The 17,953-nt window shown below is 42.8% G+C and carries 20 protein-coding genes; 11 read left to right on the forward strand and 9 right to left on the reverse strand.

The window, feature by feature from the left end:
* The first annotated feature begins 5 nt into the window (after positions 1-5).
* Positions 6-665: a class I SAM-dependent methyltransferase gene (locus IM475_RS07920; protein ID WP_287727223.1), complete on the forward strand. Its 660-nt coding sequence runs from the start codon at positions 6-8 to the stop codon at positions 663-665.
* A gap of 25 nt (positions 666-690) precedes the next feature.
* The gene (locus IM475_RS07925) at positions 691-1,554 is read left to right on the forward strand and encodes an NAD(P)-dependent oxidoreductase (protein ID WP_287727224.1); all 864 of its coding nucleotides are present in this window, start codon (positions 691-693) and stop codon (positions 1,552-1,554) included.
* A 302-nt stretch (positions 1,555-1,856) separates the two neighbouring features.
* Here the strand turns inward: IM475_RS07925 and IM475_RS07930 are convergent, their stop codons facing one another.
* Together IM475_RS07930 and scpB are read right to left on the reverse strand one after the other, a co-directional pair.
* Complete coding sequence (locus IM475_RS07930; RefSeq protein ID WP_002803308.1) at positions 1,857-2,207, reverse strand: DUF760 domain-containing protein; 351 nt, start codon at positions 2,205-2,207, stop codon at positions 1,857-1,859.
* A gap of 135 nt (positions 2,208-2,342) precedes the next feature.
* Positions 2,343-2,861: an SMC-Scp complex subunit ScpB gene (gene scpB, locus IM475_RS07935; RefSeq protein ID WP_287658883.1), complete on the reverse strand. Its 519-nt coding sequence runs from the start codon at positions 2,859-2,861 to the stop codon at positions 2,343-2,345.
* 61 nt (positions 2,862-2,922) lie between these two features.
* Between scpB and IM475_RS07940 the strand changes: the two genes are divergently transcribed.
* Positions 2,923-3,735: an inositol monophosphatase family protein gene (locus IM475_RS07940; protein WP_287727225.1), complete on the forward strand. Its 813-nt coding sequence runs from the start codon at positions 2,923-2,925 to the stop codon at positions 3,733-3,735.
* A gap of 58 nt (positions 3,736-3,793) precedes the next feature.
* Positions 3,794-4,558, forward strand: coding sequence for an ABC transporter ATP-binding protein (locus tag IM475_RS07945; protein ID WP_287658881.1), 765 nt, complete (start codon positions 3,794-3,796; stop codon positions 4,556-4,558).
* Positions 4,559-4,704: 146 nt separating this feature from the next.
* On the opposite strand, the gene ndhD1 is transcribed toward IM475_RS07945, so the two are convergent.
* Together ndhD1 and IM475_RS07955 are read right to left on the reverse strand one after the other, a co-directional pair.
* A complete protein-coding gene (ndhD1, locus tag IM475_RS07950; protein WP_045360515.1) occupies positions 4,705-6,288 on the reverse strand; it encodes a photosynthetic/respiratory NAD(P)H-quinone oxidoreductase subunit D1 in 1,584 nt (527 codons plus the stop codon).
* Between the two features lie 372 nt (positions 6,289-6,660).
* Positions 6,661-7,398, reverse strand: coding sequence for a phycocyanobilin:ferredoxin oxidoreductase (locus tag IM475_RS07955; protein ID WP_287727226.1), 738 nt, complete (start codon positions 7,396-7,398; stop codon positions 6,661-6,663).
* A gap of 182 nt (positions 7,399-7,580) precedes the next feature.
* On the opposite strand from IM475_RS07955, the gene IM475_RS07960 reads away from it, so the two are divergent.
* The 3 genes from IM475_RS07960 (at position 7,581) to IM475_RS07970 (ending at position 13,344) form a co-directional block, all read left to right on the forward strand.
* On the forward strand, positions 7,581-9,893 hold the full coding sequence (locus tag IM475_RS07960) for a transglutaminase TgpA family protein (RefSeq protein WP_287727227.1): 2,313 nt from the start codon (positions 7,581-7,583) through the stop codon (positions 9,891-9,893).
* A 226-nt stretch (positions 9,894-10,119) separates the two neighbouring features.
* Positions 10,120-10,758 (forward strand): hypothetical protein, encoded by a 639-nt coding sequence (locus IM475_RS07965; protein WP_287727228.1) that lies wholly within the window; start codon positions 10,120-10,122, stop codon positions 10,756-10,758.
* 72 nt (positions 10,759-10,830) lie between these two features.
* Positions 10,831-13,344 (forward strand): formylglycine-generating enzyme family protein, encoded by a 2,514-nt coding sequence (locus tag IM475_RS07970; RefSeq protein WP_287727229.1) that lies wholly within the window; start codon positions 10,831-10,833, stop codon positions 13,342-13,344.
* Between the two features lie 599 nt (positions 13,345-13,943).
* Here the strand turns inward: IM475_RS07970 and IM475_RS07975 are convergent.
* The 4 genes from IM475_RS07975 to IM475_RS07985 form a co-directional block, all read right to left on the reverse strand.
* The gene (locus IM475_RS07975) at positions 13,944-14,180 is read right to left on the reverse strand and encodes a type II toxin-antitoxin system Phd/YefM family antitoxin (protein WP_002762994.1); all 237 of its coding nucleotides are present in this window, start codon (positions 14,178-14,180) and stop codon (positions 13,944-13,946) included.
* 164 nt (positions 14,181-14,344) lie between these two features.
* On the reverse strand, positions 14,345-14,614 hold the full coding sequence (locus IM475_RS07980) for a hypothetical protein (RefSeq protein ID WP_002736772.1): 270 nt from the start codon (positions 14,612-14,614) through the stop codon (positions 14,345-14,347).
* Positions 14,562-14,900, reverse strand: coding sequence for a DUF6972 family protein (locus tag IM475_RS23125; protein ID WP_002788010.1), 339 nt, complete (start codon positions 14,898-14,900; stop codon positions 14,562-14,564). The genes IM475_RS07980 and IM475_RS23125 overlap by 53 nt, the downstream gene beginning before the upstream one ends.
* A gap of 5 nt (positions 14,901-14,905) precedes the next feature.
* Complete coding sequence (locus tag IM475_RS07985; RefSeq protein WP_004157083.1) at positions 14,906-15,103, reverse strand: type II toxin-antitoxin system HicB family antitoxin; 198 nt, start codon at positions 15,101-15,103, stop codon at positions 14,906-14,908.
* A 324-nt stretch (positions 15,104-15,427) separates the two neighbouring features.
* Between IM475_RS07985 and IM475_RS07990 the strand changes: the two genes are divergently transcribed.
* Both IM475_RS07990 and IM475_RS07995 read left to right on the forward strand, forming a co-directional pair.
* Positions 15,428-15,676, forward strand: a complete 249-nt coding sequence (locus IM475_RS07990; protein ID WP_287727230.1) for a hypothetical protein — start codon at positions 15,428-15,430, stop codon at positions 15,674-15,676.
* Positions 15,677-16,002: 326 nt separating this feature from the next.
* A complete protein-coding gene (locus IM475_RS07995; RefSeq protein WP_002736419.1) occupies positions 16,003-16,467 on the forward strand; it encodes an SRPBCC family protein in 465 nt (154 codons plus the stop codon).
* A 73-nt stretch (positions 16,468-16,540) separates the two neighbouring features.
* Here the strand turns inward: IM475_RS07995 and IM475_RS08000 are convergent, their stop codons facing one another.
* On the reverse strand, positions 16,541-16,744 hold the full coding sequence (locus tag IM475_RS08000) for a ssl0294 family protein (protein WP_002778572.1): 204 nt from the start codon (positions 16,742-16,744) through the stop codon (positions 16,541-16,543).
* Positions 16,745-16,814: 70 nt separating this feature from the next.
* Between IM475_RS08000 and IM475_RS08005 the strand changes: the two genes are divergently transcribed.
* Complete coding sequence (locus tag IM475_RS08005) at positions 16,815-17,330, forward strand: DUF1499 domain-containing protein (protein WP_287727231.1); 516 nt, start codon at positions 16,815-16,817, stop codon at positions 17,328-17,330.
* Between the two features lie 44 nt (positions 17,331-17,374).
* Positions 17,375-17,872, forward strand: a complete 498-nt coding sequence (locus IM475_RS08010; RefSeq protein ID WP_002779848.1) for a DUF427 domain-containing protein — start codon at positions 17,375-17,377, stop codon at positions 17,870-17,872.
* Positions 17,873-17,953: the final 81 nt, after the last annotated feature.

The following is a 17,953-nucleotide window of genomic DNA, read 5'->3' on the forward strand; positions in this document are numbered from 1 at the left end:
TTTCTATGGAAAGAATTTTAGAACCAGAAGTAATGGATGATCGGGAAGAAGCGATCAAATATGATGCCATGGACTTCACCGAAGTTAATACTAATTTTGCTAAAGAAGCCGTACAATTGGCCAGTATTAATGCTAGGGTGTTAGATGTAGGAACCGGTACTGCACGCATTCCGATTATGCTCAGTCAACTACGTCCCCAATGGCAAATTATCGCTATTGATCTGGCCGATTCTATGTTAGAAATTGGTCAAAAAAATATCCTTAATGCTAACTGTCAAGAACAGATCAAATTGGAGAAAGTTGATGGAAAAAATCTTCCCTACCAATCCGAGCAATTTGATTTAGTTATTTCTAATAGTTTAATCCATCATCTCGAAAATCCTCTGCCTTTTTTACGCGAAATTAAGCGAGTTTTAAAACCTCATGGTGGCATTTTTTTAAGAGATTTATTCCGTCCCGATTCCGAGGAAATAATCAAGGGGATGGTGAGGGAAATCGATCCTAATTTTTCTCCCAGACAAGCGCAACTATTTAAAGATTCTCTCCATGCCGCTTTTACCCTAGCAGAAATCGAAGATTTAATCCAGCAATCGGGATTAAAAAATGTTAAAATTTATCAGTCTTCCAAACGTCATTGGACAGCTATAAAAACAAGTAAAAACTAATCACTAAATCAGGAAAAATCGAGTTATGAAAGTTGGATTTTTGGGAACGGGATTAATGGGAACGCCAATGGTACAAAGATTATTAAATCAGAAAATTTCTGTTATTGCCTATAATCGCACCTTAGAAAAATTAGCACCTTTACAGCAGTTGGGAGCCAAAACATTTAACTCTCCTGAACAAGTCATTCAAGAGGCAGATTGTCTGATTTTAATGTTAACTAATACCGCCGCTATCCAAGAGGTTTTAGGATTAAATTCCGCGCAATCCAACTTCAATAATCGGACTATTATCCAGATGGGAACCATTGCCCCTTCTGAAAGTAAACAACTGCGAGATCAAATTGTTGCTAAAGGGGGAGAATATCTAGAAGCACCCGTGTTAGGAAGTATTCCCGAAGCTAAAAATGGGACTCTCTTAGTTATGGTGGGAGCAACGGAGAAACAGTTCCATCAATGGTCAAATTTATTAGCACATTTTGGTCAAGAACCGATGTTAATCGGGGAAGTGGGAACCGCCGCGGCGTTAAAATTAGCTTTAAATCAATTAATTGCCTCTCTAACCAGTGCTTTTGCTTTGAGTTTAGCTTTTTTATCCCAGCAAGGAGTAGATATAGAAAAATTCATGACTATCCTGCGTCAAAGTGCCTTATATGCGCCTACTTTTGACAAAAAATTAACGAGAATGTTAGAAGAAAATTATGCTAACCCTAATTTTCCCACTAAACATTTACTCAAAGATGTCAATCTTTTTTTAGAGGAATCGCAGAAGTTAGATTTAACTACTTTTCCCCTAACAGGAGTGCAGCGCCTTCTGGAAAAGGCTTTAGAAATGGGATTCGCAGAGGACGATTATTCAGCTTTATACGGGGCGCTGAAAAAAGAATTATAAACCGCTTGCCAACAGCAAAAAGACTCTCTTTGGTTTGTCTAGTCGGACAACTGATAGGAAAAAAAACGGTAAAAGGCTTTAAATTTTCCTTAAGCTTTGTTGAGGTAGCCGGAAGAGGGGGTTAGAGTAGGAAGTGATGGAATTTTGGGCATATTCTGCTATGACGCTGACTGAATTTGGATTATTAGCGGGTTTACTTGTCCCCGGTATCCTGCTCTCGATTTTGGTGATGGTGAGTTTTGCCAAAGGGGGCTAAAAACCGATAGAGACACCGATGAAAGTGTCTCTGTCTTGGGTGAAGATTAATCTATTTTTGGTTTTTTGCCCAATTTAATTGATTCTGTAGCTAACAAAATTGATTCTAAATGATGGCGCTTCTCCACTTGACCGAGGAAATAACCTGTCATCATCGCTGAAGCGAGAAGATTAGCCAAATTCTCGCGGTCGGTGGTAATTTGTACCGCAAAGTCCTCTGAGGGCAACATTCCCACCAATCCCTTGACGTTTTGCGAGATAATATCTTTAATTTCGCTACTGACCGATTGGGCTATTCTCTCAAGGGTTTCAGGATGCTGCTGCTGGAGATACTGCATCAGACAGTTATCATTTTGTTCTTCGGTTTCCCAGGGAAAAAAATCAGGATTAAAAGTCATCAGAACTCCCACGCTGTAGTGGTTATTAGATTTAGGTTAACAAATCGCTCTTCTTGATTGCCCGAAGTCCCCCCATCTTCCTCAAGTTTAGCTCAGTGATCAGAAATATTTACCCCTAATATACCCTCTCTCTCCCTATTCCTGATCGGTAGCTTCCAGAATACCCTGTTCCCTAAGATTGTCAACCTCGAAATATTGATGAAATTTATCGGTTACTTCTAACCAGTAGGATCTACCTTCGTTTTGCTTGCGTTTTCTCACAAATCCTCGTTCTACCAAGTCCTGAACCTGTTGATAGGCCGTACTGCCGCGTAAATTAATTAAATCCGCTTGTAAAATCGGTTCTTTTAGTGCGATCGCTGCTAAAGTGCGGAGAGTTCCCGTGCCTAATTCGGCCGGGATCAGGTCTTCGATCAAATTCTGATAAGCTGACCGCAATTGTAAACTATAACCGAGGGGGGTTTCCACCACTTCCAAGGCACTATCCCGGTGAGCATAATCGGACATTAACTCGATCATGGCATCTTCCACCGTCAAGCGATCGCTGTTGGTTAATGTCACCATCTCGGTTAAGGGGACAGGCTGCCCTTTTAGGTAAAGTATCGCTTCTAGACGGGTAGCTAGTCTGATCTCCTGGTGGGGTTCCGCGCTCAATCTCGACTACCTAAGTTTAGACAATGATTTGATATTCTACTAGAAGACGAACGAGAAAATTATGGAAACTTTTTGGAGTCAGGTTTTAGACTTTTGTTATCAGGCTACCGGCCAGGTTGGCGATCGCTTACTGGCTGATTTTGGCAAATTACAGGCCACCAATAAAGCAGACGGGACTTTAGTGACGGCTGCCGACCGTTGGTCTGATCGGGAATTGCGATCGCTAATTGCCGGCACTTTCCCGAATCATGGAGTCCTAACCGAGGAAACTACCCATATTTTCCCGGATCAAGAATGGTGTTGGGTAGTGGATCCAATCGACGGTACAACTAATTTTACTCGCGGTATTCCCATCTGGGGCATTTCCCTAGGACTTCTCTACCGGGGGACTCCTGTGTTCGGATTTGTTTATCTGCCCTGCCTGAAACAGTCCTATTATGGTTATTGGTACGGTGAGACGGGTTTAACCGGTCCAGAGGGAGCCTACCGCGATGGTCAACCGATTCACACCAGCGAAGATTTTCCCAGCAAAAATCATCTTTTCAATCTCTGCGCTCGTAGTACAGATATATTTAAAAATCCCTTTCCCTGCAAAGTGCGGATGATAGGAGTGGCTAGTTATAATCTGCTTTTGGTTGCCGATGGCACTGTCTTGGGAGGAGTGGAAGCAACCCCAAAAGTCTGGGATATTGCTGCGGTTTGGGCAATTCTACAGGCCGCCGGCGGGGTATTTATCTCTTTAGGAGAAAAGATTTTTCCCTTGCGGGTAGGGGAAAATTATAGCGATCGATCCTATCCCTGTTTAGCCGTGGCTCGCTCGAATTTAGCGCCGGTTTTCTTGCCTCTAGTCGGTTTTCTCAAGGATGTTGCTTGAATGGAGAATTGCTCAGGTTAGAATAGCTGCATTTATTGGTTTTATCTCTATTTATTTCATGAGTTTTGATACTTCCTCTCTCAGCGAACGCAACGATAAAGCCGAAGTCTATCAGCCAGTAATTATTCGCCTCGAAAATGTGTCTAAAATCTATGGCAGTGGCGAAACCATGGTTAAAGCCCTTAATAACGTCAATTTAAGCCTAAAAAAAGGGGAATATTGCGCTATTATGGGGGCATCGGGTTCGGGAAAATCCACGGTCATGAATATTATCGGCTGTCTTGATCGTCCCACCTCGGGGTCCTATTATCTAGAAAATCTCGACGTTTCCACGCTGCCGGATGGGGATTTAGCCCAGATTCGCAATCGTAAAATCGGCTTTGTTTTCCAGCAATTCCATCTTTTACCCCAGATGAGTGCGCTAGAAAATGTCATGTTACCGATGATTTATGGTGGGGTTTCTCCCCAAGAAAGAAAGGAAAGAGCGATCGCTGCTTTAACGAAGGTAAAATTAGATAATCGACTGCACAATAAACCCAATCAATTATCGGGGGGACAACAGCAGCGCGTCGCTATTGCCCGGGCAATTGTCAATCAACCCATATTATTACTTGCCGATGAACCGACGGGGGCGCTAGACTCGAAAACTACCCAAGAGGTGATGGCTATTTTCTCGGAATTGAATAACAGTGGCATTACTATCGTCATGGTAACTCACGAGGCTGATGTGGCGCGTAATTCCGGGCGCATTATTTGGTTTAAGGATGGTGAAGTGGTTTATCCTAATCTCGCACCGACGGATTTACATGAGGTGATTGGGTAGGATGGGGATTTTTCGGTAATCAGTGAACAGTAATCAGTAAACAGTGAAAAGACAGTGGGAAACTACTATTTAATACTGCTCACTTAATACATACTGCTCACTTAAAACTCAAATCTGATAACTGATAACTGATAACTGATAACTTTTTAGATTTCGGGGGCTTTTAGGGAATAAAGGGAGAAACTAGCGGTTTTTGCCTTTGCCTGTTGCACTAAACTGGGGACAGAATTACGCGCTAGGGCGGTTAATTTATTGGTAGTAGCATCGTAAATTGTCGTGGCCACTTTGGGATAGAGTCCAATGCCGATAATTGGCACTAATAGAGAAGCGATAATAAATACTTCCCGGGGTTCCGCATCCACTAGGGCATGGTGTTCTTCTAATTCCTTATTTTCCGGCCCGTAGAGAATTTCTCGCAACATGGACAAGAGATAAATCGGGGTGAGAATGACACCGATAGCCGCTAAAAAGACGATAATAACGCGGAAAGTGGGACTATAGGCATCACTGGTGGCAAAACCGATAAATACCATTAATTCCGCCACAAAGCCGCTCATCCCGGGCAAAGCGAGGGAAGCGAGGGAACAGGTGGTCCACATGGCAAAAACTTTCTTCATTTTCTTGCCGACACCGCCCATCTCGTCTAACATCAGGGTATGGGTGCGATCGTAGGTACAACCGACCATAAAGAATAAACTCGCCCCAATCAGTCCGTGGGAAATCATCTGTAACATCGCCCCGCTTGTACCAATATCGGTAAAGGAAGCCATACCAATCAGGACAAATCCCATGTGAGAGATGGAGGAATAGGCAATTTTGCGCTTAAGATTGCGTTGGGCAAAGGAGGTTAAGGCGGCGTAGATAATATTAACTACCCCTAAAATCACCAAAACGGGGGCGAAAACGGCGTGAGCATCGGGTAACATCCCCATATTCATCCGTAAGAGCGCATAACCACCCATTTTAAGCAAAATTCCCGCTAGTAACATATGGGCGGGGGCAGTGGCTTCGCCGTGGGCATCCGGCAGCCAAGTATGGAGGGGGAAAATCGGCAGTTTTACCCCGTAGGCAATCAGAAAACCAGCGTAGAGGAATAATTGCAGTTTCAGGGGAAAATCCTTGCCGGCAATAGTCACCATGTCAAAGGAGACGGTATCGCCATAAAAAGCCATCGTCAGCGCCGCTACAAGGATGAAGAGAGAGCCTCCGGCGGTGTAAAGGATAAATTTGGTGGCTGCGTAGAGACGGCGTTTACCGCCCCAAATAGAGAGGATGAGATAGACGGGGACTAATTCTAATTCCCAGACGAGGAAGAACAGTAACAGATCCTGGACGGCAAACACCGCAATCTGTCCCCCGTACATCAACAGCATCAGGAAGTAGAATAGTTTCGGTTTAAAAGTGACCGGCCAAGCCGCTAAGATAGCCAGAGTGGTGATAAATCCCGTTAAGATAATCAGAGGCATGGAGAGGCCATCGGCTCCTAATGACCATCTTAGGTCAATTTCGGGCAACCATTGGTAACTTTCCACTAATTGCAGATTGGGATTAGCGAAATCGTAACTGGTGTAGAAAGCGTAGATAATTAGGGCAAAGTCGATTAATCCCACCGTCAGAGCAAACCATCTCACGGTTTTACCGTCTTTATCGGGAATTATGGGAACCAATAAAGCGGCGACGATGGGAAAAAGGATGATGGCAGTTAACCAAGGAAAGTTCGTTAGATTCATCGGCTGTTTTAATATTTATTTAATCGTCAGAATCGAGAAATTAAGCTAGGGCTTTTTGGTGGTTTTACCGGGGAAAACCGCTTTTTTTCTCTTCTTCTCGCGGTTACAGTTAACTGTACCTAAATCAATCTAGCAATTATTTTCCTGTCCTTGTCTGTTAATATTGTTAAGTTTCAAGAGACTGCTGGCCTAATTAGGGTTTGAGAGTTCAAAAATGGGAAAAATAGCGATGAGGTTGCAGAAAATCTCTAAATTAAGTGGGTAGGTGTTAAAAATTGTCGGCTCCCCCCCCATATTAATGGTAGGGTTGATTCATGAATCAACCCTACGATGAATCAACCCTAGGAGCAAGGGGGGAGGGGATAGTTCAGTTTAATCGGGCAAATCGAAGAGAACGCCTGTCATATAACGCTCTGCCCATTCCCAACCGAAGGCTTTTTCTAGTACACGCCGAGTTTTATCGTTTTTTTGCTGTTGACTACAATAATCCCGTTGTCCCTGTAAATAGATGCGCACTTCTTCCCCAGAAAGAGGCTGACTTTCCCTAGCACATTTGCAGTGAATTGTCAAGAAATCTGTTACTCTTTGTAAAAATTGTCGTTCCTCGGCGGCGGTTTCGGGACGAATAAACAGACAATATTCGGAGAAAATATGACCCCAAGGCGGCAAATCACGAGCTTGGGCGAAATCAGCCCCAGGTAAAGCCGCTAAAGCTTGATTATAGGCACTAGGGAGAGTTTTATCGCCACTGGTGGGAGAAAGATCCACAATAGCGGCACTGATTCCCGCTTTGCCGGAGACTATATCACATCCGAACATCGGCAGCGGATATTCTGGACGGGGGAACATGACACAGTGAAGGATATCCAAACCATTGCCCAGTTTAGCCAGTTCTAGGTGCATTTTGCGGAACTGGGGAGTTTGATAGCAGCGATTCTCGATAATTAATTTTTCCCCTTCTAAACGTCCCTCCACATAGCCTAAACCTTCCGGCAACTCAAAGGGCGACAAATCAAGATAATTTTCCCAGTGGGACAAAATTGCTGTGGCTAATTGTCCAATCAGGGGATGAAGTAACGGTAAAATTTCAGGCTTGGCAACGGCTATCATGGGTCAGTTATCAGTTATCAGTTATCAGTTATCAGTAGTCAGTAATCAGTTATCGTCTCCCTATCTCCCGTCTTCTGTCTCCTGACTCCTGACATCTAAAATCCACTTTACCCCATGGAGCGATCGAGATTAGAGCTGGGAAATATAAAATTAACTTCTTTGTCCTTCTCCCAATTTACCCTATGGTTAGCAGTGCCGCTCGTCCAAGACCTTCCTTAAAAACCCTCTGGCAAAAGATAGAATCTTCTCCCTTGCCGGAAACCGAGGAATCGATTATTTTAAGAATTCTGGTGCAAGCGTTAGTAATCGTCGGTATTATCGCCACCGATGTGGCTACTGATAGTTATACCAGTATTTGGGCCGTTCCTCTCAGTATTATCGGCGGAATCTGGAGTTGGCGACGCAGGAAAAAGCGCAATATCGGGGCAAAATTTTGTATAGCCATCGGAATGTTAGTAGTGTTGGCGCTATTCTTGGGTAATATCGTTGCGATGCAGGATAGTCGCATTGCCTTAACACAATTATTAATTCAACTGCAAATTCTCCATAGTTTTGACCTGCCCCGACGCAAAGATTTAGGTTATTCTATGGTAATCGGTTTAATTCTCTTGGGAGTCGCCGGGACAATCTCCCAAACCCTCGCTTTTGCGCCTTGGTTAATCCTCTTTCTGCTTTTATCCCTACCTACCCTAGTTTTAGACTACCGTTCTCGTTTAGGTTTAGATAATCTCAATCAGAGTCTCCCTTTCTTCTCAAGGAAACCCCCACGTCTAGCCACAAAAAAATTAGTTTCCCCGGAAAATTCCCCCCTTTCTCCCAAACGTTTCGGGATTTTCTTTCTGACAATTCTCCTCTTGGGATTGACAATTTTTGCCCTGATGCCGCGTTTTCCGGGTTATCAAATTCAATCTTTTCCCGTCAATAGTCCAGGAGGTATGGAAAATCAGGATTTTGAACAGGGAGACAGACAAATCGTTAACCCCGGCTATGTGCGCGAGGGTGAAACGGGGAATGGTGGCGTAAATGGCGGTAATAGTCCCACTACAGGGTCAGGACAGTTAGATTCTACCTTTTATTACGGTTTTAACAGCCAAATTAACCAAAATTTGCGGGGAAGTATGACTCCCCAGACAGTCATGCGGGTACGTTCCCAAGCCCCCGGATTCTGGCGGGCGATGGCCTTTGATCGCTATACTGGTCAAGGGTGGCAAATCTCGCGAGATCAAGAATTAGAGGATTTAAATCGCAGTAGTTGGTCCTATCGCTTTTTTCTGCCGTTACCCGCAACCCAAGCCAAAACCCATCAGGTAGTCCAAACCTACAGCATTGTCTCCAGTTTACCCAATATTATCCCTGCTCTTACCTCGCCCCAGTTTCTCTTTTTTCCTACCCGACAGGTATCTTTGGACCGAGAAAATAGCTTAAGGTCGCCGGGGGGATTAGCAGAAGGGCTAACTTATACTGTAATCTCACAAGTGCCGGAACGTAATCGCAGCCAACTGCGAGCTGCTCCAGAAACCTACCCTAAGTCTATTCTCAAGTATTATTTACAAATTCCTGCTGAAATTGCCCCGAAAGTCCGCCGAAAAACCGAGGAATTGCTGGCCAAATCTCCCACACCTTTAACCTCTCCCTACGAGAAGGCCCTATATTTGGCCCAAGCATTGAAGCAAAACTACGAATTAAAAACCGATTTGCCCTTTTTAGCCGAAAATGAGGATTTAGTCTCGGCCTTTTTGTTTCGTTTTCAGGGGGGTTACGCCGATCATTTTTCCAGCGTGTTAACGATTATGTTACGCTCGATCGGTATTCCTGCCCGATTAGCCACCGGTTTTGCCCCTGGCCAGTTTAATCCTTTCACTGGCTTTTATGTTGTCCAAAATACGGACGCTTACGCCATCACAGAGGTGTTTTTCCCCGGTTACGGTTGGTACACTTTCGATCCTATCCCAGGCCACGAATTAATTCCCCCATCCTTTGAGGAAGTGGAACCTTTTAGCGTCCTCAAGCAATTTTGGCAATGGGTAGCCGGATGGTTGCCCTCTCCAGTAACGGGTTTTCTCGGTCTGATTTGGGAAAATGTTATCGTTACTATCGGTCAGTTATTGGCCTGGTTATGGCGCTTTATTTCCGGCAGTCTTTTCGGGGGAATTCTCGGCGGTTTATTGGGGGTCGTCTTCGCTTACGCTGGTTGGTTAGGATGGCGACAGTTCCATGGTTGGCGTCGGGGTCGCAAGTTAGCAAAACTACCACCAATCGAGCGTTTATACCAGCAAATGTTAGGAATCTTAACAGAAGCCGGTTATGGCAAACATCCCGCTCAAACCCCTTTAGAATACGCCACCGCCGCCCGCCGCGTCCAACCGCCGCCAGTGGCGAATATTATCGAGGAGATTGCTTGCGCCTACGTTGATTGGCGTTATGGCGGGAAATCGGCTAATATCGAGAGATTACGCCAACGTTTTCGAGAATTTGTCAAGTTGGTGAAAAAATGAGCTTGAGCCTATAGTTAGGGTTTGCCGAAAAAGTTTTTCAGCAAATCCTAAATAATCAATAACTGGATTTAGTATTACTTGGCGATCCTTTGATAAATGGCGATCGCATTGCGCTAATCCGATGGCTTCGACTAAAATAAATATGCTAGGATTGGGGTAATTTATCTGGATCAAGTTATTCCCTAGCCTAAATAAATACTCATTCCTCCACTGACAAGATATCATCATGGATCTACCAGCCTTTGATCATAACCTTCATCAGTCCGATACTACCCACAATTTACATACTCATGCGGATTCGTCGCTGGATTTGCACGACCACCAAGATTTGTTAAGCGACCCTAATTTGGGAGTTCACCACGATCCCTTTGTCCCATCTAATATCAGCATTTATGAGCCTCATCATATCCATAATGCTTTTGAGCATCAGGGTTTAGCAGATTATCAACCCCATCACGCTAATGGTTTATTAGACCATCAATATTCTCAAGTTGATCATCCTTCTCATTTTGATCAAGGTTTTGAGAGCCAGCACTTAGCAGATTATCACCCTCATCATGCTAACAGTTTCCCAGACCATCAATATTCCCACGCAGATCATACTTCCCATTGGGATCATCTTTCACAGCGATCTGGTTCTGAGACGGCTTCTGAGTTATTAAGTAAAGCCAATGAACTAGAGAAAAAAGCTAACGATAGTTTAAGTAGTTCTCAGAGTCACAGTAAAGAAGCCGATTGGCATCGTGAGCATAAAAACCAGTCAGATGCCTCTAGTCATGGGAAAGAAGCCCAAAATGCGATGGCTGAATCTGAGAAATATCAGGCGGAAGCTCAAAAGTTAAGGGAACAGGCGAAAAAAGTTTAAGTTTCAGCCTTGAAAAATCTCGTATTTGCTCAAAAGTAATTATCATTAACTTATTGTGGAGAATTTTAAAATATGCCCTTAGATAAGATAGCTGCTGATGCCTTAATTTATGCCGGTGGTGCAGCTTTTAGTGCGCTGGTATCGAGTGGAAATAATGCTTGGTCAGCATCAGAAAATCGTAAATCTTCTGAAAGTATCAGTCGGCTAAATCGGGATTCTTCCGAAGAAATTGCTCGATTAAGTAGAAAGCATTCCGCAGAATTGCAATATAATCAATTAAAATTTTCCGTATTGCAACAAAGAGAAAATCAAGAATTTCAAAGAGAATTAGCTGAACTTAACCACGAAAGAGCGAAGGAAATTGAGGCTTTTCGGGCGCAGGTTAACTTTGCGATTAATCAAAAAAATCTGGATTTTCAAAAATGGCGTTTTGAGCAGGAAAAGAAGATTCAGTATGATATTTTGCAGTTACAGCAAGATTTTCAGCGTGATTTGACCCAAATTCAGCATCAAAATGCTTTAATACAAATGCGGGAAAGGCTTAGGGAAGATAAATCGCCTATCGCCAATTTAGCATCTGATTTACTGGAAAATTCTTTCGCTCATGGCATAATGCCTTTAAAAGTGCTACTTGCACCCCCTAGCTTAGATTACGATCCCAGTTCAGGCAAACCCTATCAAGCTAGTTATGAAGGGTTTTTGTCTAAGGAAATTGAGCAATTTCTTCATCAGGGTTATTTGAATAGTAAGCAATATCCTGTCCAGTTATTAGATAAAGCTTGGGAATCCAATAAGCGGGGCGGTGGGTCGGCTCTGCAAGCGCTTCATGCACAATTAAAAAGTATTCCTATTTTAGTTTTAGAGTCTGAAATTCCCTTGGGGGAACTCAATTTTCGTGCGGGTTATTGGTCGGGGGGCGATGTTTCTTACACACAAGCGACGATTTTATCGGGTCAGTCTGTTGCTGATTTACTGAATAATTCAGCGAAAAAAAGGGCTTTGGAGTGGGAAATCACTCGCCAGAAGTTACAATCTCTGGGTAAGGATGAAGCTTATATTAAAAATATGGGCGGAGTGAACGAGGAGAATTTACAAATTTTCTACAGAGAATTGGCAGAAAAAGAAGAGTTAGAAAAGCATGGCATTGATACTTCTAATTTGCCGATTAGCAAGGAATATAAAATTACCGACCAAGATTACAAGAGTTTTTATGAGTATCTGGCGGTATGGCATTGTTTAGTTATTGGACTTTATGCGGATATTCTCTTTTTGGGAAATTCTTGGGAAAATACACCTTTGTTACCGAGCTTGATTCCCTATTTGTTGGAAAAGTACAAGAATCATTCTTTTTTAACGTCGGAGTTTTGGCAGATGGGAATTTCAACCGTGGTCAAAGCTTACGGGCAATTTTACGATACTTTAAAATCGGATGCTCCCTCTTGTTTGCCTGAAATTCGCATGAAGTTGGCGTTATCTTTGGCTAATTTACCAAGTCAGTATCAGTATTTGGCTTTAGAGCAAGGTAATAAGGCTTTTTCTGATTGGTTACGGGCTAATAATGCGCCTTCGGACAAGGTTTTTGATCTCGACAATGACGCTGATTGTCAGCTTTTGAAACGGATTGTTTATCAAGAAGATAAGCCGTTTTTGGAGTCTTTAAAGTTGCTACTAGAGAAGGTTAAAGATGCGGACGGGATTGATGGAAGTCAAAGCGCGGGGATTAATAGTCTTTTGGCAGGTTGGCAATTATTAAATCGTTTTGGTAATATTCCCCACTTACCGGCGCTGGCGGCGGCAGGAGAGCCGATGATTGTGGAGGAAAAGTTAAAGACCAGTAAACCTAAGATTACGGAGAATTTTACAGAAATTTTACGCAACGGAATTGAATTAGAAATGATTGCGATACCTGGTGGTAACTTTCTTGTATTAAAACCAGAACCAACCGTAGTTAAATTAGATGCTTTTTGGATGAGTAAGTATCCCATAACACAAGCTCAGTTTAAAGCAATTATGTTTTTTAACCCCTCTTATTTTATAGGCGATAATTATCCAGTCGAACAAGTAACATGGGATAACGCTCAAGAATTTTGTGGTAGGTTATCAGAAAAAGTAGGGAGGAATTATTCATTACCTAGTATTAATCAATGGGATTACGCTTATAGTGCTGATGGCGCAAATCAATTGATTTTAGAGGTGAATAGTGAGTTCATAAACATTGGCATTGGAAGCACTAAATATAATTGTGAAAATCCATACGACAACACTTATCCTGTAGGGGGAAAAAAGCCTAACCCGTGGGGTTTATACGATATGTATGGCAATGTTTATGAATGGTGTCAAGATTCAGGCATTGGTGTACATGGTAGGAAAAGAATGGGAAACACATTTCTTTTTCGAGGTGGAAACGTAGTAGAAAAACGCAATTACTATACTGGTTCACCCGAGGGGATCAGGGTTGTATATGATTGTAGTGATTCAAGAGGTGCTGATCGTAATAGCATAGGAAACTTTACTTACGGACAAGATTGGGATTGTACAGAAGAGTTATGGGGAAAAATAGGTTTTCGCATTGTTTGTGTTCCATAGAATTTATCATGGCTTCCATGCTTGCGAGTTAATCCGCAAGCGCCGAATCGAAGCTCGACGGGCTGAGATTGCTACTAACGCTCAGGAAGTGTTTAGGGTTTGCTGAAAAAGTACGGGCGAAGCATTCGGATAGAAAATCTCCGGTTTCACCGATAGGTTACTGCCCGAATGCTTCGCCCCTACAGGACGCGGGCCGATGAAGACCCAAGGTTTTGAAGCACGATTCTCTCAAAATCTTGCACCTGTTTCACGAGAAAAGCCACAAAACCCTGACCTTGCCTACATTTCACATTTATTCAGCAAACCCTATTTAAGGCGGTAGAAATGGGAAGCGCTAAACAGGGAACCTTTGAAGAATTGAAATCTTATTTATTAGCGAATGATGATGAATGATTTTAGCGACGGATAGCAAATTTAAGAAAAGCTTTTCCTGACAAAAAATAACTTTTTTTCCGGCGGCTTAACCTAACGAAAGTCCACGATTTAACGATGTCTTAACGCTACTCATAATGTGTCCACATCCGCAGGATTTTTTAAATGACTAGAATTAAGCTTCTTAGGGTCTTTCTGCGCCTGTTTGGTGTAAACCAATTTCCACCTCACCATTCTAGCTCCTCAGCACATTCTTCAACCGGCGTTGCCAGTCCCTCCCGAATGGATTCTCGCATCCCCGGAATTGAGAGGAGATATAACGTTTCTTGTACCGATTTCCAATCCCCTTCAGATAGCAAAACTGCATTACCATCGCATCCCTCAATAATAATGGGTTCGTGGGAAACAGTCACTGAATCAATCAAATCCTGCAACTTTTGTTGAGCCTCATTAACCGGGATCATAACCCCTCCTAATTGTTTTCTACCAGTGCCGAAAGAAAATCCTCCGATAATCCTAGCGCCAATTACCCAAACCTGACTCCATTCGTAACTATCTCGGTGCTTACCCTAACGGCACTGGTAAGGCGATATTCTGACTTCATTCCAAACGACAAGTTTAAACAAATCTAAGCGCTTTCCTCACTAGATAATCGTCCTTCAATCGGTTCGTATTCATCTTCCAAGAGCCAGAGTTGAGCCTCTTCATAATCTGGAAACGCCTTGACGAGACGGTACTTTTCAGCAGGATCAAAAACATAACACCCCCTCGCCTTATCGATCAACACTAGCAGGATATAGGGAGGGGACTGCATGGAATCCACCCAAACTTCTAGGAAGCGCCAATTATCCTTCACTAGGTCGGGTTCGAGGAATTGCGTGATATTGGTTGTTTGCATTAATCTTAACCTCGCCGTAGAATAAAGAAGACTTTAAACCATCTGGGCTAATTCGACAACCAATCGCTTCGGCAAAGAATAGCCCATAGCGCTCATAGTTTCGAACATTGCCCGTGTATTCACCCCTTTCCATGATAGCCTGAATAACTCGTAGCATTGTATCTTCATCTTTAAACACATGAATAGCTCGTCCTCGTAACAGTAATCTCCGTGATTGTGGAGTATTCGGTAGATGTTTAGAAATATGCTTAGTGTCAAGAAAAATCTCGCGATTAATTCCGCTCATAATGGTTAGACTTCAAGGTCTCTAATAATTGCTGGAATCGGCAGGCCGTCTTCCGCTAAAGCCGCAATATAACCGGCAATAGCCTCTTTTATATTAATCAAGGCTTCTTCTTTCGTTTTTCCTTGACTAACACAGCCTTTGAGACTTGGACACTCCACAATCCAATAGCCGTCTTCGTCTCGATATACAATGACTTGCCTCATTTTTCCACTCGCTTTTTAAGAAGTGTTAATAATTACCCCTAATCATAGCAAGCAACTCAGCCAAATTTATTTACCGTTCCTGCATTAGCCTTCCCCCCAACGTCATCTTTAGATTTAGCCCCGGCGCTGGAGAATACTTACACTAGCGGCGTTGGTTTTTCGCAACCAAAGTAAATTACAGATATTAAATTGAGAGTAACTAAACTTGACAATCGGTTTAACAATGCGCTAGAGTAACTGAAACTTCTAGACTGTAACGCTGGCGGAAGGGAGGCTATTAATTTCGACTAAATTTCTTTACTACTAAACTAAGAAAATATAATTATGACAAACTATCAAACAGAAATCCGAATCAAAGTTCCTTTAGATGTTGCTGAAACTTATTGGAATGCAACGGAAGAGGATCGTCAAAAAATAGAGAAAAAAATCTCTTTTTATGTTCAATCTTCAAATTTATCTAGAAAAGAATCTCTGGACAAATTATATAAAACGATGGCTACTATTGGACAAAAAGCACAAGAGAGAGGATTAACCCCTGAAATTTTAGAATCTCTCTTAAATGAAGATGACTAGACGCTTTGTTATCGATACCAATATTATTATCAGTTAATATCGAGAGATTACGCCAACGTTTTCGAGAATTTGTCAAGCTAGTGAAAAAGTGAGCTTGAGAGCAGTTATCTTAATGCTGAGGTAGGAAGTTTTCGTTTTGGGGAGTCGATCGCCGGTCGTCCATAGCAAATTAGGTTACACTTTATCTTGATGAGAAAGGCTATAAACAAGACTATGTTAAGAAATGTAACCAAGGCCGAAACCCTTACTGTTGCCTTGTCTGCACAGTTAAATTTATTTTTGTCCGACTACCGATAATTCTCAGCCAGCAATTTATAAGCAGATCAATGTCATCTTGTCAAGTATTTGAACAATCAATTCAGATTAAAGCTAGTGCCACGACGGTAGAGCGTTGTATCACGGATTTGGAGTTAATGCGTCGTTGGTTGAATCCGGTGTTAGTTTGTGAACCTATCGGCGATTGGAAGACCGATATCGGTGGGAGAAGTCGTTTTTTGATTCAAATTCCCCTAATTCAGCCAACGCTGAAAAGTACGGTAATTGAGAGGGAACCGGGGTTAATTGTCTGGCAATTTGAAGGATTTTTTCGCGGATGCGATCGCTGGGAATGTCAACCCAATGATGACGGCACTTGTTTAATCAATCGTTTTGAGTTTGCGATTCCTAATCCGGTTGTGGGGTGGGGATTCCAGCAATTCGCCGCCAAATGGACTAAAAAGGATATGGAAGCGCAATTAAGAAGATTAAAACGAGTAGCTGAGGAAATTTATCTACTTTCAGCAACAAGTTAAGCTGATGGGGTGGTAAGCGGGGGGTTTTGGGGATGGGAGAATACCCTCACCCCCAACAGCTAACCCCTGATCCCTAATCGATCGAGATCGACTGGGGACTGTTGCCGTTATCCTGATTATTGTCGTTAAAACTGACTAATCCCTGCTCTTCTAACCATTTTTTGAGGGGATCGTCCGAAAGTTTCAAGCGCAGTAATCCAGAGGCAAAACCACCGAAAAAAGCGATCGGTTGTTGAATCAGTTCTTTAACAACGGGTTGTAATTCATCGAGAAACATCTTATTCTATCTCCTGATATTGTCACACCTATCAATGTTAAGTTAATTGAAGTGATTCTGTAAGACTAGCATGACTGAAACTCCCGACACGGTGAAAAAATCTTTCCGGCTGACCCCGTTTATTTTCCTAGGAATACTGCTCATCTGGCTAGGAATTAGGTTAATTGCTCCCGATAGCGTTAGTTTATTCGCCGGTAATCGTCCCGATTATTTGGGAGTCAGGGAGGGTAAACTGGCTCCTTGTCCGGTCACTCCTAATTGTGTTAGTAGTCAGAGTCAGGATCAGGCTCATGCGATCGAACCCCTTAGTTATCAGGGTAGCGGTGAAAAAGCGATCGAGCAATTAGCTAAAATTATCGCTTCCCAACCGAGAACTAAAATTATTAGCCAAGATAGTAACTATCTCTACGCCGAATTTAGCAGTCAATGGATGGGATTTGTCGATGATCTAGAATTTTCTCTTAATCCTAGCAAAAATGCGATCGATGTTCGCTCGGCCTCCCGGTTAGGAGAATCGGATTTAAATGTCAATCGAGAACGAGTGGAAACCCTGAGAAAACTCTTTTCAGTGATTAGTAAACAGTAATCAGTAAACAGTGAACTGACTCGGAGAATAATATAAGAAAAATTATGTTTCGTCCCCAACCGATACCAGCAAAAGCAGGACAGGAATCCGTCTGGGATTATCCGCGTCCCCCGCGCCTAGAATTATCGCCTAAACACCTAAAAATCATCTTTAATGGGGTGATAATTGCCGATACTAAAAGCAGTTATCGAGTTCTAGAAACCAGTCATCCTCCAGTTTATTATCTACCGCCCCAAGATATTAAAATGGAATACCTGCAAGCCACAGCAGAAAAGTCTTTTTGTGAGTGGAAAGGTCTAGCGGGATATTACAATATCACCGTTGGGGATCAACAGGCAATTAACGTCGCTTGGTATTATCCAGATCCGACACCAGAGTTTCAAGCAATTAAGAATTATCTGGCTTTTTATCCTGCCAAAATGACCGCTTGTTATGCCGACGGGGAATTAGTACAACCGCAACCGGGCAACTTTTACGGGGGATGGATAACCTCCGATGTGGTTGGTCCATTTAAAGGCGTTCCCAATAGTTGGGGCTGGTAATCACGTTAAGTCCTTTGGGCATTATGCTACTTGTCAGAAGGGGCAAAAGGCAAAAGGCAAAAGGCAAAAGGCAAAAGGCAG

The sequence above is a fragment of the Microcystis sp. M061S2 genome, from assembly GCF_020245605.1.
In the GTDB taxonomy this organism is placed as follows: Bacteria; Cyanobacteriota; Cyanobacteriia; order Cyanobacteriales; family Microcystaceae; genus Microcystis.

Coding starts and splice junctions, on each gene's coding strand:
- IM475_RS07920 (WP_287727223.1), top strand. CDS start 6: ATGGAAAGAATTTTAGAACCAGAAGTAATGGATGATCGGGAAGAAGCG.
- IM475_RS07925 (WP_287727224.1), top strand. CDS start 691: ATGAAAGTTGGATTTTTGGGAACGGGATTAATGGGAACGCCAATGGTA.
- IM475_RS07930 (WP_002803308.1), bottom strand. CDS start 2,207: ATGACTTTTAATCCTGATTTTTTTCCCTGGGAAACCGAAGAACAAAAT.
- IM475_RS07940 (WP_287727225.1), top strand. CDS start 2,923: ATGGAAACTTTTTGGAGTCAGGTTTTAGACTTTTGTTATCAGGCTACC.
- IM475_RS07945 (WP_287658881.1), top strand. CDS start 3,794: ATGAGTTTTGATACTTCCTCTCTCAGCGAACGCAACGATAAAGCCGAA.
- ndhD1 (WP_045360515.1), bottom strand. CDS start 6,288: ATGAATCTAACGAACTTTCCTTGGTTAACTGCCATCATCCTTTTTCCC.
- IM475_RS07955 (WP_287727226.1), bottom strand. CDS start 7,398: ATGATAGCCGTTGCCAAGCCTGAAATTTTACCGTTACTTCATCCCCTG.
- IM475_RS07960 (WP_287727227.1), top strand. CDS start 7,581: ATGGTTAGCAGTGCCGCTCGTCCAAGACCTTCCTTAAAAACCCTCTGG.
- IM475_RS07965 (WP_287727228.1), top strand. CDS start 10,120: ATGGATCTACCAGCCTTTGATCATAACCTTCATCAGTCCGATACTACC.
- IM475_RS07970 (WP_287727229.1), top strand. CDS start 10,831: ATGCCCTTAGATAAGATAGCTGCTGATGCCTTAATTTATGCCGGTGGT.
- IM475_RS07975 (WP_002762994.1), bottom strand. CDS start 14,180: ATGATCCCGGTTAATGAGGCTCAACAAAAGTTGCAGGATTTGATTGAT.
- IM475_RS07980 (WP_002736772.1), bottom strand. CDS start 14,614: ATGCAAACAACCAATATCACGCAATTCCTCGAACCCGACCTAGTGAAG.
- IM475_RS23125 (WP_002788010.1), bottom strand. CDS start 14,900: ATGAGCGGAATTAATCGCGAGATTTTTCTTGACACTAAGCATATTTCT.
- IM475_RS07985 (WP_004157083.1), bottom strand. CDS start 15,103: ATGAGGCAAGTCATTGTATATCGAGACGAAGACGGCTATTGGATTGTG.
- IM475_RS07990 (WP_287727230.1), top strand. CDS start 15,428: ATGACAAACTATCAAACAGAAATCCGAATCAAAGTTCCTTTAGATGTT.
- IM475_RS07995 (WP_002736419.1), top strand. CDS start 16,003: ATGTCATCTTGTCAAGTATTTGAACAATCAATTCAGATTAAAGCTAGT.
- IM475_RS08000 (WP_002778572.1), bottom strand. CDS start 16,744: ATGTTTCTCGATGAATTACAACCCGTTGTTAAAGAACTGATTCAACAA.
- IM475_RS08005 (WP_287727231.1), top strand. CDS start 16,815: ATGACTGAAACTCCCGACACGGTGAAAAAATCTTTCCGGCTGACCCCG.
- IM475_RS08010 (WP_002779848.1), top strand. CDS start 17,375: ATGTTTCGTCCCCAACCGATACCAGCAAAAGCAGGACAGGAATCCGTC.